The organism is uncultured Kushneria sp. (genome assembly GCF_947497025.1).
GTDB lineage: Bacteria > Pseudomonadota > Gammaproteobacteria > Pseudomonadales > Halomonadaceae > Kushneria.
The window spans coordinates 204,716-218,159 of the sequence record NZ_CANMFC010000007.1 but is presented as its reverse complement, the minus strand read 5'-3'; the positions used below and the strand labels follow the sequence as shown (position 1 = coordinate 218,159).

The 13,444-nt window shown below is 59.9% G+C and carries 12 protein-coding genes; 10 read left to right on the top strand and 2 right to left on the bottom strand.

Annotated elements, in window-relative coordinates:
• Positions 1–9: 9 nt before the first annotated feature.
• The 6 genes from Q0931_RS14265 (at position 10) to Q0931_RS14240 (ending at position 6,241) form a co-directional block, all read left to right on the top strand.
• The gene (locus Q0931_RS14265) at positions 10–666 is read left to right on the top strand and encodes a hypothetical protein (RefSeq protein ID WP_299261418.1); all 657 of its coding nucleotides are present in this window, start codon (positions 10–12) and stop codon (positions 664–666) included.
• Between the two features lie 54 nt (positions 667–720).
• Entirely contained in the window at positions 721–1,605 is an 885-nt protein-coding gene (locus tag Q0931_RS14260) for an SMP-30/gluconolactonase/LRE family protein (RefSeq protein WP_299261417.1), read from the top strand.
• Positions 1,606–1,697: 92 nt separating this feature from the next.
• Entirely contained in the window at positions 1,698–2,438 is a 741-nt protein-coding gene (locus Q0931_RS14255) for an FCD domain-containing protein (RefSeq protein WP_299261416.1), read from the top strand.
• Positions 2,439–2,677: 239 nt separating this feature from the next.
• Positions 2,678–4,108 (top strand): sugar porter family MFS transporter, encoded by a 1,431-nt coding sequence (locus Q0931_RS14250; protein ID WP_299261415.1) that lies wholly within the window; start codon positions 2,678–2,680, stop codon positions 4,106–4,108.
• A 100-nt stretch (positions 4,109–4,208) separates the two neighbouring features.
• Positions 4,209–5,264: an aldose epimerase family protein gene (locus tag Q0931_RS14245; protein ID WP_299261414.1), complete on the top strand. Its 1,056-nt coding sequence runs from the start codon at positions 4,209–4,211 to the stop codon at positions 5,262–5,264.
• A 56-nt stretch (positions 5,265–5,320) separates the two neighbouring features.
• Positions 5,321–6,241, top strand: a complete 921-nt coding sequence (locus tag Q0931_RS14240) for a Gfo/Idh/MocA family oxidoreductase (RefSeq protein ID WP_299261413.1) — start codon at positions 5,321–5,323, stop codon at positions 6,239–6,241.
• Between the two features lie 84 nt (positions 6,242–6,325).
• Here the strand turns inward: Q0931_RS14240 and Q0931_RS14235 are convergent, their stop codons facing one another.
• Positions 6,326–6,856 (bottom strand): gluconokinase, encoded by a 531-nt coding sequence (locus Q0931_RS14235; protein WP_299261412.1) that lies wholly within the window; start codon positions 6,854–6,856, stop codon positions 6,326–6,328.
• Between the two features lie 219 nt (positions 6,857–7,075).
• Between Q0931_RS14235 and Q0931_RS14230 the strand changes: the two genes are divergently transcribed.
• From Q0931_RS14230 to Q0931_RS14220, 3 genes are all read left to right on the top strand, one after another.
• Positions 7,076–8,605, top strand: coding sequence for an ATP-binding protein (locus Q0931_RS14230; RefSeq protein ID WP_299261410.1), 1,530 nt, complete (start codon positions 7,076–7,078; stop codon positions 8,603–8,605).
• On the top strand, positions 8,602–9,309 hold the full coding sequence (locus Q0931_RS14225) for a response regulator (RefSeq protein WP_299261408.1): 708 nt from the start codon (positions 8,602–8,604) through the stop codon (positions 9,307–9,309). Before Q0931_RS14230 ends, Q0931_RS14225 begins: the two co-directional genes overlap by 4 nt.
• A 124-nt stretch (positions 9,310–9,433) precedes the next feature.
• Positions 9,434–10,381, top strand: coding sequence for a hypothetical protein (locus tag Q0931_RS14220; protein WP_299261406.1), 948 nt, complete (start codon positions 9,434–9,436; stop codon positions 10,379–10,381).
• A gap of 51 nt (positions 10,382–10,432) precedes the next feature.
• Here Q0931_RS14220 and Q0931_RS14215 read toward each other — a convergent pair whose 3' ends face one another.
• Complete coding sequence (locus tag Q0931_RS14215; protein ID WP_299261404.1) at positions 10,433–10,996, bottom strand: O-acetyl-ADP-ribose deacetylase; 564 nt, start codon at positions 10,994–10,996, stop codon at positions 10,433–10,435.
• 269 nt (positions 10,997–11,265) lie between these two features.
• On the opposite strand from Q0931_RS14215, the gene Q0931_RS14210 reads away from it, so the two are divergent.
• Positions 11,266–13,335, top strand: coding sequence for a choline transporter (locus Q0931_RS14210; RefSeq protein ID WP_299261402.1), 2,070 nt, complete (start codon positions 11,266–11,268; stop codon positions 13,333–13,335).
• Positions 13,336–13,444: the final 109 nt, after the last annotated feature.

Genomic DNA, 13,444 nt, shown 5'->3' with positions numbered 1-13,444 from the left:
GGAGACGCCGTGTTTCGTTTTTTTCTGGTACTGACCGCCCTGATGGTGTCTAACGCACTGCAGGCCGAGGAGATTCATCCTTTCAAGGCCCAGTACCATCTCACGATGGATGGCTGGCCCAGTGCCGACATGACCCATCAGCTCGAGCATGATGGCGATGGCTGGCGCTCCACCATGCATGCCTCAATCAAGATCGCCACCGGCTATGAATACAGCCGCTTTCATGTCAGCCATGTCACCGAGGTATCGCCCTGGAGCTTTTACAGCCGCTATCGCCTGTTCGGCTTTGGCGATACCTACCGACTTGACGAGCATCAGCTGTCCAATCTGCCGGACCGTCAGGCAGCGCTGTTTGCGCTCAGCCGCCAGGCCTTTGATGCCCCATCGTGTCGCGGCCGACAGGCAACGCCCTGTAGCTTTGCCTACGTTGACCACAAAATGCGTGAACACAATATGGTCTGGCGGGTCATTGATGATCCCGAGATGACCGTGCCCCAGGGGCACTGGAAGACGCGCCATGTGGAGGCCTGGGACGAGGACAAACCCGACCGGCGCCTGCACTTTTATTTCACCTCGCGCAATCCGGGGCTTCTCGTGCAGACGGACTATTTCCGCGATGGCAAACTGAGTGCACGCCTGCAGCTGACAGGACTCGAGTCGCCATAGGGCCCGAGGCAGACTCTGATCATTTCCATACAACACTGACACCAGGGAGGGAACATGCTGGAACCGCACCTGACACTAACCATGGCGCTGGGGGAAGGTCCGCACTGGGATGCCGACCAGCCGCGTCTTCACTGGGTCGATATCCTGAACGGTGAACTTCATCAGCTCGACCCCGAAAGCAATCAGCATCACATCCGGCACTTTGATGAGCCGCTGGCCTACGCCGTGCCCGACGATCAGGGCGGTTACCTGGCCGCCTTTCGTTCGGGCCTGTGGCGTCTGGACGACCAGGGGCAAAAGCAGCAACAGCTGGTCGAAGGTCCCCAGAATCCTGACATCAGCTGGTGCAATGACGGCCACTGCGATGCTCATGGCCGGCTGTGGTTTGGGACCAAAAACGCCGAAGAGGCCCATCCCACCGGAGCGCTTTTCAGCTACCAGAACGCACTGGCATCGCATTTCGAAGGCGTGACCATTGCCAACGGCATTGCGATCAGTCCCGATCATCGCTGGCTCTACTTCAGCGACACGCCGACACACAGGATTCATCGCTATCCGCTGGATATCGAGCAGGGCACGCTGGGCGAGGCCGAGCTTTTTGCCGATACCCGAGCGCTGGCGCTGCCGGGCTCACCGGACGGTGCCGCCATCGATGAAGCCGGTCACTACTGGATCGCCATGTACGGCGGCGGTGTCGTGGTGCACTTCGATGATTGCGGCAACGTGGTGGAAATCCTGCCACTGCTGGCCCCCAACCCGACCAAGGTGACCTTTGGTGACAGCGACCTGCGCACGCTTTATGTCACCTGCGCTCGCCAGGGGCTGGATCAGGCTACCCTGAACCAGTATCCCGATGCCGGCTCGCTCTTTTCCATGCGCGTGGACACCCCGGGACTACCCGGCCACCGCTACCGGAACATCGAACGCGATACCACCTGAGCCACACCTGCCCCGGTGCGGCACTGCCGTATCGGGGCCCGGGTTCGGACTGTGATATGTTCCCCAGTGACACTGCCGCCACCGAGACTTGCATGAACGATACCGCCTCCCTGGCCGACCAGCTGATCAAGGAGATTCTTGACGGGCGTTATCAGCCGGGCGATTTCATTCCCAAGGAGCTGGAGATCTGCCGGCACTCCGGTTTGAGCCGCAACGCGGTCCGTCGCCATCTGGGCGCGCTGGTCAACGGCGGCATCATCGAGCGTATTTCCGGCTATGGCTCTCGCGTGCGCGAGTTTTCACAGTGGCACATTCTTGATCCTGCCGTGACGGACTGGATCACCCGCTTTGCCGGGCCACATCTGGAGATCCAGCGCGAGATCCTGAGCTTTCGCCTGACGGTCGAGCCATGGGTGGCGATGATGGCCGCCAGCAGTGCCACCGCCCGGGACCTGGTCGCCATCGAGGAAGCCTTCGAAGGCATGCGCGATCACCATCTTGACGAGGACACCGCGCAGCACGACCACTGCGACGTTTCCTTTCATGTCGCCATCTATTACGCCACGCATAACATCGTCTGGTCCCAGCTCTCTCATGTACTGCGCCCATCGATCCATCTGCTGGTATCGCACAGCAACACCCGCACGCTTGACCCGACCCATAGTCTTCAAAACCATCACCGGCTCATGGACGCCATACGCATGCGCCAGCCCGACGAGGCCTATCACGCCGCGATCGCCGTCCTGGAAGACACCGCCCGGGCGCTAAACGTCGACATCACCCCAATGCCGACCCCCACTCACCTGCCCTTGAATGCATCGCACGTGAGCTGAGCCCTTTTCCGACAGAGACGCCGCTCGCCTGCCCCTGCTGTTTGCCCCTTCCCGCCGGATCGCCCCACCAAAACTGTTACCGATGACGCACGCCATTCATCCAGCGACGTCCAAGGCCCTGGACCAAGGTCGCAACGGCCAAAGTCCATGTTGAGCATTTCCAATAAATGTCCAACATACATACCTGTTGTTGAGCTTAATATCTGCCATGCACGCCGTCACATTTCCCGGGGTAGCTCATGAAATCTTCCATGACCGCGGCATCGAACGAGCCGGGGCGCCGTATTACGCGCCCTTCGATGTCGACCGTTTACATGATTGGCGGCGTTGCCGCACTTGCCGGTCTTCTCTTTGGTATGGACATCGGTGTCATTTCTGGCGCCCTGCCGTTTATCGAACAGGATTTTGGCGTCAGTGATCGCCAGCAGGAGATCATTGTCAGTGTCATGATGCTGGGGGCCGCTCTCGGCGCCTGTGCCAGTGGCACCCTGTCGCGCAAAATGGGGCGCAAGCTCACGCTGACCGTCAGCGGTCTGATCTTTGTCGCAGGGGCGCTGCTCTCCGCGCTGGCCGTCTCGCCGGACATGCTGATCGTGGCCAGGCTGGTGCTGGGCGTGGCGGTGGGCATTTCTTCCTATGTGGCGCCCATTTATCTCTCCGAGATTGCGCCGGAACACATTCGCGGCCGGCTGATCTCCTTTTATCAGCTGATGATCATGGGCGGCATTCTGCTCGCCTATCTAACCAACACCCTGTTCAGCTACACCGGCAACTGGCGTGGGATGCTGGGCGTCATTGCCATTCCGGGCGTGCTTTTGCTCCTTGGCATGTTCTTTTTGCCACGCAGCCCACGCTGGCTGGCAAGCAGCGGGCGCCTTGACGAGGCCCGCGGCGTCCTGATGCGCCTGCGCGGTCAAGGCGAGGCAAGCGTTGACGAAGAGATGTCACGCATTCGCGACAGTCTCAAGACAGGGGCGTCGGGCTGGAAGCTTTTCAAACGCAATCCCAATTTCCGGCGCTCGACCGGCCTTGGCATCACGCTGCAGTTCATGCAGCAGTTCACCGGCGCCAACGTCATTTTGTATTACGCCCCGCGCATCCTTGAAATGGCCGGCTTTGATAACGCCAGTGAACAGCTCTGGGGCACGGTCGTGATCGGCCTTGTCATGACGCTGGCCACCCTGATTGCCGTGGGTCTGGTCGATCGCCTCGGGCGCAAGCCGCTGCTTTATACCGGCTTTACCATCATGGGCCTGTGCATGCTGTTGCTGGGCGTGTTGTTTGAATATGGCCTTGAGGGTGCGATGACCCAGTATCTGGCGCTGGGGCTTTTGGGCACGTTTGTCGTCAGCTACGCCATGTCAGCCGCACCGATGGTCTGGATCCTGTGCTCTGAAATTCAGCCGCTCAAGGGGCGCGACTTCGGCGTAGCCTGCTCTACAGTGACCAACTGGGTCGCCAACATGATCATCGGCGCCACCTTCCTGACGCTGATCAATGTGCTGGGCAATGCCGTCACCTTCTGGCTCTATGCCGCGCTCAACTTTGTCTTCATTGCGGTCACACTGCAGCTGGTGCCCGAAACCCGTGGCGTGGCGCTTGAGCGTATCGAACAGGCGCTGATGGCCGGTCGACGACTTCGCAGCATTGGCCAGCCGACACAAGGGTAGTACGGTCATCCGGCCTGAACGGTAGCGGGCATGGGCTCTATACTGACCTGCAACCGCTGCGACACAACGCTTTTGTCTTTCATCGACCGTGGAGTGATTCATGCCCTTGCACTGTGAAAGCGACCAACTCGGTCAGCACGATGACGGCAGTCCCTTTGAGCGCTTCAGGCTGCGCAACAGTGCCGGCATGCAGGTGGACATTCTCGATTACGGCGCCACCCTGCAGGCTCTGCGCGTTCCCGATCGAGCCACCGGCGAGCCGGTCAATCTGGTGCTGGGCTTTGCCGATCCGACGCAGTATCTGACACCGCACCCCTATTTCGGCGCGCTGGTCGGGCGCTATGCCAACCGCCTCGGCAAGGCGCGTTTTGAACTTGATGGCCAGACGTTTCAGATCGTGCCCAACGAGGGCCCCAATGCACTGCACGGTGGACCACGGGGCTTGAGCTTTCAGCGCTTTGAAGGCCGGTTGTTTGAAGAAGCGGACCGGGTCGGCGTGAGCCTGAGCCACCGTTCGCCCGACGGCGACATGGGCTTTCCGGGCGATCTGGACGTCACGGTGCATTACAGCCTCGATGAGGACAATCGGCTCACCATCGATTATGAAGCGCAATGTTCAACACCGACCGTTGTCAGCCTGACCAACCACGCCTATTTCAATCTGCGTGGCCATGGGGACGTGCGCGACCATCTTCTCGAGTGCGCAGCCACACACTATCTGGTGCTTGATGAGGCATCGATTCCGACCGGCACGATCGCTCCGGTCGCCGGCACCCCCTATGACTTTGTCACACCCATGACCCTGCGCTCGCGCGAACAGGTGCCCAACGAGCAGCTCGCCCGCGCCGGCGGCCATGATGTCGCCCTGGTGCTGGATCGAGTGCCCCCCGGCCAGCCCCGGGCGATTGTCACCGAGACGCACAGCGGTCGACGACTGGAGGTCTTCACCGATCAACCCTCGCTTCAGCTCTATACCGGCATCGGTCTGGATGGCACCCTGACCGATCACGCGGGCCATCCGATCGAGGCCTTTGGCGGGCTGGCTCTGGAGGCGCAGCAGTTTCCCGATGCGCCCAACCATGATCACTTCCCCTCGACCCGACTCGATCCAGGCGAGCGATATCGCCAGCACACCTGCTATCAATTGACGTTTTAACCCCCGGCCGAACCGTCGCGACAGACTTGCGGCCCCTTTTGGAAAGAGACAGAGTCATGACCACCATTGCCATTGCAGGTTTCGGCAAGATCGCACGGGACCAGCATCTGCCGGCCCTGCGGGATAACCGCGATTTTGAACTGACCGCCATTGCCAGTCGCAATGCCACCCTTGAAGGCGTCGATAATCATCAGGATCTTGAATCCCTGCTCGCCGCAGTGCCTGCACTCGACGCCGTGGCCCTGTGCACACCGCCACAGGTGCGTTACACCCAGGCCGTGGCCGCCATCGAGGCGGGCAAGCACGTGCTGCTGGAGAAGCCACCGGGTGTCTCGCTCAGCGAAGTCGAGGATCTGGTACGCCGGGCTGAACAACAGGGCGTCACGCTTTATGCGACCTGGCACGCCCGCGAGGCTGCCGGGGTCGAAAAGGCACGCGAGTGGCTGTCAACGCGCCGCGTGACCGGCGTCGATATCCAGTGGCGCGAGGATGTGCGTCAGTGGCATCCGGGGCAGCAATGGGTATGGGAACCGGGCGGCCTGGGCGTTTTCGATCCCGGCATCAATGCCCTGTCGATTGTCACCCGGATTCTGCCGGAAGCCTTTTTCCTGCGGGAAGCGACGCTTGAAGTGCCGGAAAACTGCCAGTCGCCGATCGGGGCCACGCTCGAATTTACCGACGTTCATGACACCCCCATTCATGTCGATTTTGACTGGCGCCAGACCGGACCCCAGACCTGGCAGATTACGGTCGAGACCGAGGACGGCAGGCTGGTGCTCGACAGCGGCGGCAGCCAGCTGAGCATCAATGGTGAGCGCGTCATCGACGGCGAGGATGTCGAATATGCGGGACTTTACAGGCGCTTTGCCGAGTTGATCCGCGTGGGGCAAAGTGATGTCGACGTGACCCCTTTCCGCCACGTGGCCGACGCCTTCCTGTTGGGACGCCGCCAGAGCGTTGAGGCCTTTATCGAATAGGTCAGCAAAGAGTCGGCGAGCAAACGATAAGGGCCCCGGGTGCGCTTGTGCAGCCGGGGCCCTTGTTCCAATCGCCAGCAGGATTCAATCGAGCGCTTCGAGCTCGCTGACGCACTGATCGATCACATTGTCGAACGACGTCGAGATATCGATGCTGATGGCCTCATCGGGGCCCGGCGTTTGCAGCGTATCAAACTGGGTACGCAGCATTTGCGGCGAGAAGAAGTGCTGACGCTCCTCCATCCGCTGCAGAATGGTGTCATAACTCCCATCCAGAAAGAGAATGATCAGCTCCGGATCACCCCGGCGCAGAATATCGCGATAGGATTTCTTGAGGCCGGAACAGCCGATCATCACGCTTTTGTCTTCCCGGCGATGCTGTGCAAAAAGATCCGCCAGCGCTTCCAGCCAGCCCTGACGGTCGTCATCCGTTAAAGGGACACCCTTGGTCATCTTTTCGATATTGGCCGGCGGATGATACTTGTCACCGTCGATATACTCACATCCTGTCTTTTCGGCCACGGCCTCGCCAATGGTCGACTTGCCGGATCCGGAGACCCCCATGATCAAAATGCGTCGTGATTGCCGATGACGCTGATCGAACTGTTTTACCATGCCGGGGCTCTCTTGTTGCAGGGGTAAGGGCGTCATTGCGCGTACGGGTGAAACATTCTTGCAAAGGCATCATGGGGTTACAACCGAACCCTGGTCTCGAGGCAACTTTCGCATATAAGACCTTGGTCCAGGGGTGGCCTCGATACACTTTCATCCTTTTTCCATGAATGGCGCCCCCTGCGCGCGCTAACATGATGTTTTCCTTCATGTGGGGCTACCATGTTCAGTCGTCTGGGTCTCAAGCTCTTTGGCGCTATTCTGCTGGTGAATGTCCTGCTCGGGGCGCTGATCTTTTTTGCAGCAGCCCGCAGCATTGATGACGATTTTCTCGGTTATCTGCGCCGCACACAGGAGGCCCGCATCGATACCCTGAGCGAGACGCTCGAGGAAGGCTATGCCCGCCACGGTAGCTGGGACTGGCTCAGCGAGGACCGTACGGCCTGGCGTGACGTGTTGCGCCTGGCGCTGATGCCACGTCTGCAGGACCCGCCACCCAAGAGGCCGCCGCCGGAGCACTTCCAAAAAGGCAGCGGCCGGCCCCCATCCGATTTGCCACCGGCGATGCTCGACCCGCGCCAGTTCGTCCTGCTCGATGCACGGGAGCAGATCATTATCGGTGGATTTCACACCACTCGTGATGAGATGCGCTATCGCGTTCTGACGCTTGAGGGCACGCCCATCGGGCAGCTGGGCTATCGTGCTCCGGACGGCATGATCTCCTCGATCGACCAGATCTTTTTACATCGTCAGCTGAGAAATCTCGGCATTATTACCGGCGCCATGCTCCTGACCTCACTGCTGCTGGCCTCGGGGCTGGCCTGGTGGCTGGGCCGGCGTATTCGTGACATGGCGCTGGCCACGCGAGCCATTGCCCATGGCGACTACACCCTGCGTCTGCGTGGCCGCGGCAGCGATGAGCTATCGCGCCTGTCAAATGATATCAATGCCCTGGCGCGGGGGCTTGAGCAGAACCGACAGTCACGTCAGCAGTGGGTCGCCGATATCGCCCATGAGCTGCGCACGCCGCTGGCCATCCTGCGCGGTGAGATCGAGGCCATGCAGGATGGCGTACGCGCCATGGATGATCGCAGCCTGCAATCACTGGCCCAGGAAGTGGCGCATCTCAACCGCCTGATCGAGGATCTGCGGCTACTGGCACAGTCCGATGCCCACACCCTGGAAGCGCCGCTCGAGCGCCTTGACCTGAGCGCTCATCTGAACCAGCAGCTCGAGGAGAGCCGGGAATGGCTGGCCGAAAAGGGCATCACGCTCACGCTGAATATCACGGCCGGTCTGTTCATTCAGGGCGCCCCCCATCGGCTGCGCCAGCTCTGGCATAACCTTTTGAGCAACACGCAGGCCTATACGGACACCCCGGGCAGGCTTCATGTCACGCTCGAGCGGCAGGATCAAGAGGTCGTGGTGCACTGGGAGGACAGCGCTCCTGGCGTAGCACCCGCCGAGCAGCACCGCCTGACCGAACGCCTTTTTAGACTCGAGAGCTCACGCAGTCGACGCCACGGCGGCAGTGGGCTGGGACTTTCGATTGCCAGCGCCCTGATACGCCTTCACGGGGCGCGCATGACACCACAGAACACCGTATTGGGTGGCCTGTGCTGGCGCATTGTTTTTACGCTCGACAACCCCCGCCAGCAGGCCGCTACCGACCCTCAGACAAGTGCCAGCCATCAGACAAGTGCCAACCATCAGACAAGTGCCAACCATCATCACGGAGAGACGCCGCCATGAATGACAACGTGCTGATCGTTGAAGATGAAGCCAAGATCGCCGAACTGCTGCGGGACTATCTGAGCAGCAGTGGTTTCACGCCGCACTGCCTTGAGCGCGGCGACCAGGTCATTGACTGGCTTGACGCGCAGCCGCCGGAGGCACTGCCCGTAATGGTGCTGCTGGATCTGATGCTGCCAGGCCTTGATGGGTTGACCCTGTGCCGCCGGTTGCGCGAGCGCTGGCCGAACATGGCGATCATCATGCTGACGGCCCGGGTCGAGGAGGTGGACCGCCTGCTGGGGCTTGAGCTGGGCGCCGATGACTACATCTGCAAGCCCTTCTCGCCACGTGAAGTGATCGCCCGCATCCGCACCGTACTGCGACGTACGCATCCCGTCACGCCTGCTCCCGATACCGGTGCGCCAGAATCATCGCCCCTGGTACTGGACCACGACGGCTGGCGGGCGCTGGCCGACAGTCAGGACGCGGGCCTGACGGCGGTCGAGTTTCAGCTTCTGGAAGTCATGTTCAACGCCCCGGGACGCATATTTTCTCGTGAACAGTTGATGGATCACATGTATCGCGACCACCGCATCGTCTCCGAGCGCACCGTCGACTCACACATTAAAAAGCTCAGGAAAAAGCTGGCCGAGATCTGGCCTGAGCGGGAGGTCATTCACTCCGTTTATGGCGTGGGCTACAAGTATGAACCGCTGATCTGAGCGCCTTCATCGCACCGGACAATGCCACCCTTTGAATAACCCTGTTCGTTTATCCCCATTGCCTGCACGTTTGTTGCACAAATCATGGCGATACTGGTTTCAGACCCAATCAGGAGGTGTTGCCATGAAAGGATGGATGCTCGCAGCCGGTGCCACAGTAGCACTCGTTGCCTCTCTCACAGCCAGTGCCGCGGTACCCGATCAAAAGACAGAACGTCTTCCCGCGCGCCAGGCCATCTATCAGAGCTGGTCGCTGAGCGATCAGCAGCAGGAGCAGCTGACCAGCGCCAATAAAGTCTTCCACGAGCGCATGACAACGCTGAAGGATCAGAGCTTCGACAGCGCTCGGGCACGTCATCAGGCCATAAAAGAGGCCGTCCAGACGCACCGTCAGGCACTCTCCGAGGTGCTCGATGACGAACAGCTGAAAGTGCTTGAAGGTCTTGATCAGCGCGCAGCCCCCATGCGGGCCAGGGGTGAGCTGATGGCAGCACTGCTGGACAGCTGGCAGCTTGATGACACTCAAAGGCAGGCCATTCATGACGCTCGTCAGCAGATGCGTCAGGATCTCGGCGCCCTGCGTCATGACAAAAGCGCCACGGACAGTCGGGAAGAGCGGCGCCAGAACATGGAAAAAATTCGCGAGGAGCAACAGGCACGTCTTTCAAGGGTATTGAGCGCCGAACAGATCAGGGTGCTCGAGATGATGCGTCACGTAGAGCTGCGCGGCCCGAAGGGCAAGCCGCCCATTGATGTCAGGCGCGCCCTGGTGGAAAGCTGGCATCTGGACGCCTCACAGCTTGACGCCATGCAATCGGCCACCATGGAACTGCACCAGAAAATGGCGCAGCTCCATGACAAGGACGCCCTGGAACACCGCGAGCGACGCCAGCAGATGGAAGGCGCAAAAAAGGCCTTTCATCAGTCTCTTGAGAGCATCCTGAGCCCGACTCAGCTGGCAGCACTGGATAGCATCAGCACCCATGACAGGCCCAAAATGGGGCCGCAGCCTCACGGAGAAGGCAAGGGCATGCCGTCTCGGGACAAGGCTTCGGCCCATCGTGACCACTGACTCCTGTTGATGTCATCCGCACCCCGCCCCGGCGGGGTGTTTTTGTATTCATCAGCTGCGATCGCGCTGATAGCCCAGCCGGCTGGCCACATTGCGAAAGGCTTCCATGTCCTGCTGACCAAAAAAACACAGCGTAGCGGTCAGTTTACTGTGAGGCAGCTTCTCGGCCATGACGCTCAGAACGATCTCACAGGCCTGCTCAAACGGATAGCCATAAACGCCGGTCGAGATCGCCGGAAAGGCAATGGTATTGAGCCCCTGCTGCTCGACCAGCATCAGCGATTTATGATAACAGCTCGCCAACAGATCCGACTTGTCGATCGTTTTGGCGTATACCGGCCCTACGGCATGAATGACGTAGCGGGCCGGTAGATTGAACCCCGGCGTCAGGGCCACCTCTCCATCCGGCAACCCGTCCGGCCACTGTTTCTGGCGCAGGGCCTGGCAGGCCGCCTTGAGTTCGGCACCGGCGGCGCGATGAATGGCGCCATCCACCCCGCCGCCGCCCATCAACGAATGATTTGCCGCGTTGACGATGGCATCCACCTCAAGGGCCGTGATATCGCCCTGAATCACACGCAATTTGCCACTCATGTAGCTTATGGCCGTTGTCATGGCGCCTCCCCTGAAGCCTTTAATGAAAACCGATCTTCAGTATGGTCGATGCCCGTCCGGTTTGGGCAATCCTCTCCCCCTGCCATGGTCCAGGACCGGAAAGACCATCAGGGCGTCAGTTGAACCCCCTCTGCAAAGCATGTATTTTAATTGAACGACCAATTAATAAAAAAGGATCAGCGCCCTCGTGGCCCGGGCATGCCCCCGGGTCACGAGGGCGACGTTCATGAATCATTCATTACCGCATCGTCAACAAGGAGAATCCTTCGATGAGCGTCAAACATATTGATACGTCCGAACAGCAAAAGGATGAACTGAACCCGGTCGTCTTTTACGGTTCAGCCATCTGTATCCTGCTGTTTTCCCTCTGGGGAATGTTCTTCACGGATTCCGCCAACAATTTTATCTTTGCGGTGCTTGGGTGGATCAGTAACACCTTTGGCTGGTACTACTTTCTGGCCGCGACCATTTATCTGGGCTTTGTCATCTTTGTGGCCATTTCCCGCTTTGGCAATATCAGGCTCGGACCGGATCACTCGCGTCCGGAATTTAGTCTGGGCTCATGGGCCGCCATGCTCTTTGCTGCCGGCATCGGTATCGATCTGCTGTTTTTCTGCGTGGCCGAGCCCGTCACCCAGTTTCTGGCACCTCCTACCGGTGAAGGCGGCACGCTGGAAGCCGCACGCCAGGCCACGGTCTGGGGCATGTTTCACTACGGCATCACCGGCTGGGGCATGTACGCCCTGATGGGCATGGCGCTGGCTTACTTCAGCTACCGCTACAATCTGCCGCTGACCATCCGTAGCGCGCTCTATCCGCTCTTTGGTCGCCGCGTGGAAGGCGCCATCGGCCACACGGTGGATATCGCCGCGGTCATTGGTACCGTTTTTGGTATTGCCACCAGTCTCGGCATTGGCGTGGTTCAGCTCAACTACGGCCTGACCTATCTCTTCGATCTGCCCCAGAACCTGATCATTCAGGGCGGGCTGATCGCGCTGTCGGTCGTGCTCGCTACCATTTCAGTGGTTGCCGGGGTCGACAAGGGCATCCGTCGCATCTCCGAACTCAACGTGATTCTGGCCGTGGTCCTGCTGCTTTATGTACTGTTTGCCGGCGATACGACCTTTTTGCTCAATGCGCTGGTGCTTAATGTCGGTGACTACGTCAATCGCTTCATGGGCATGACACTCAACACCTTTGCCTTTGATCAACCGACCGACTGGCTTAATACCTGGACGCTTTTTTTCTGGGCCTGGTGGGTCGCCTGGGCACCCTTTGTGGGGCTTTTCCTGGCACGCATCTCCCGCGGGCGTACCATTCGTGAATTCGTGATCGGCACCCTGACGATTCCCTTTATCTTTACCCTGATGTGGATCTCGATTTTCGGCAACAGCGCCATCGAAAGCATCCTCAATGGCGCCACCGAGTTCGGGCAGATCGCCATGAACAGCCCCGAACAGTCCATCTATGGCCTGCTCGAGCAGTATCCGGGCGTCACCTGGACCGCCTCTCTGGCCACCCTTCTGGGCATGCTGTTCTATGTGACCTCAGCCGATTCCGGCGCGCTGGTACTGGGGAACTTTACTTCGCGCCTTTCCAGCGTGCACAACGATGCCCCGACCTGGCTTCGCATCTTCTGGTCAGTGGCCATCGGCCTTCTGACCCTGGCACTTTTGATGGCCGGTGGCGTCTCGGCCCTGCAGGGCATGGTGGTCATCATGGGGCTGCCCTTCTCGTTCGTGATCTTTTTTGTCATGGCCGGCCTTTATCGTTCATTCAAGAGCGAGGCCTTCAAGGAGGACAGCCATCGCGCCAGCCTTGCCGGGCGTCTATCAAGCCGTACCGGTGCTGGCGGCGAGCGCGGACTGCGCAACTGGCGCCAGCGACTCAATCGTGCCATGCACTTCCCCAATCAGCGCCAGGCCGGCACTTTCATCAGCGAGACCGTGCGTCCCGCCATGGAGGAAGTCTCTCAGGAGCTCTCCCGCCAGGGAGTGGAAGCCGAGGTGGTGGCTGGTGAAGGAGATGAGCTTCACCTTGAGCTCAACGTGAAGCTTGGAAACGAGCAGAACTTTACCTATCAGGTATGGCCGCGAACCTTCTCAATGCCTTCCTTTGCTCGTCGGGCCAACGAGGCGCGCTCGCGCTATTACCGCCTTGAGGTCTATCTTCTGGAAGGCAGCCAGGGCTATGACCTGATCGGCTTCAACCGGGAGCAGGTCATCAATGACATCCTTGATCAGTACGAGCGTCATCTGCAGTTTTTGCACATGAGCCGTGAAGCGCCCGGCAGCGGTGCCAACGTCCCGGATGATCCGACCATGCCCCCCGCCCCTTGAGGCGCAGCATGACAGCAGGACCCCGAAACGCCGCCCTACCGGGGCGGCGTTTTTTATGTGGCCTGTACTGCTCAGGCGTACTCTGGATGAAATGAAGCGGGGACGATTC

Coding starts and splice junctions, on each gene's coding strand:
- Q0931_RS14250 (WP_299261415.1), top strand. CDS start 2,678: ATGAAATCTTCCATGACCGCGGCATCGAACGAGCCGGGGCGCCGTATT.
- Q0931_RS14260 (WP_299261417.1), top strand. CDS start 721: ATGCTGGAACCGCACCTGACACTAACCATGGCGCTGGGGGAAGGTCCG.
- Q0931_RS14225 (WP_299261408.1), top strand. CDS start 8,602: ATGAATGACAACGTGCTGATCGTTGAAGATGAAGCCAAGATCGCCGAA.
- Q0931_RS14220 (WP_299261406.1), top strand. CDS start 9,434: ATGAAAGGATGGATGCTCGCAGCCGGTGCCACAGTAGCACTCGTTGCC.
- Q0931_RS14210 (WP_299261402.1), top strand. CDS start 11,266: ATGAGCGTCAAACATATTGATACGTCCGAACAGCAAAAGGATGAACTG.
- Q0931_RS14235 (WP_299261412.1), bottom strand. CDS start 6,856: ATGGTAAAACAGTTCGATCAGCGTCATCGGCAATCACGACGCATTTTG.
- Q0931_RS14230 (WP_299261410.1), top strand. CDS start 7,076: ATGTTCAGTCGTCTGGGTCTCAAGCTCTTTGGCGCTATTCTGCTGGTG.
- Q0931_RS14255 (WP_299261416.1), top strand. CDS start 1,698: ATGAACGATACCGCCTCCCTGGCCGACCAGCTGATCAAGGAGATTCTT.
- Q0931_RS14240 (WP_299261413.1), top strand. CDS start 5,321: ATGACCACCATTGCCATTGCAGGTTTCGGCAAGATCGCACGGGACCAG.
- Q0931_RS14245 (WP_299261414.1), top strand. CDS start 4,209: ATGCCCTTGCACTGTGAAAGCGACCAACTCGGTCAGCACGATGACGGC.
- Q0931_RS14215 (WP_299261404.1), bottom strand. CDS start 10,996: ATGACAACGGCCATAAGCTACATGAGTGGCAAATTGCGTGTGATTCAG.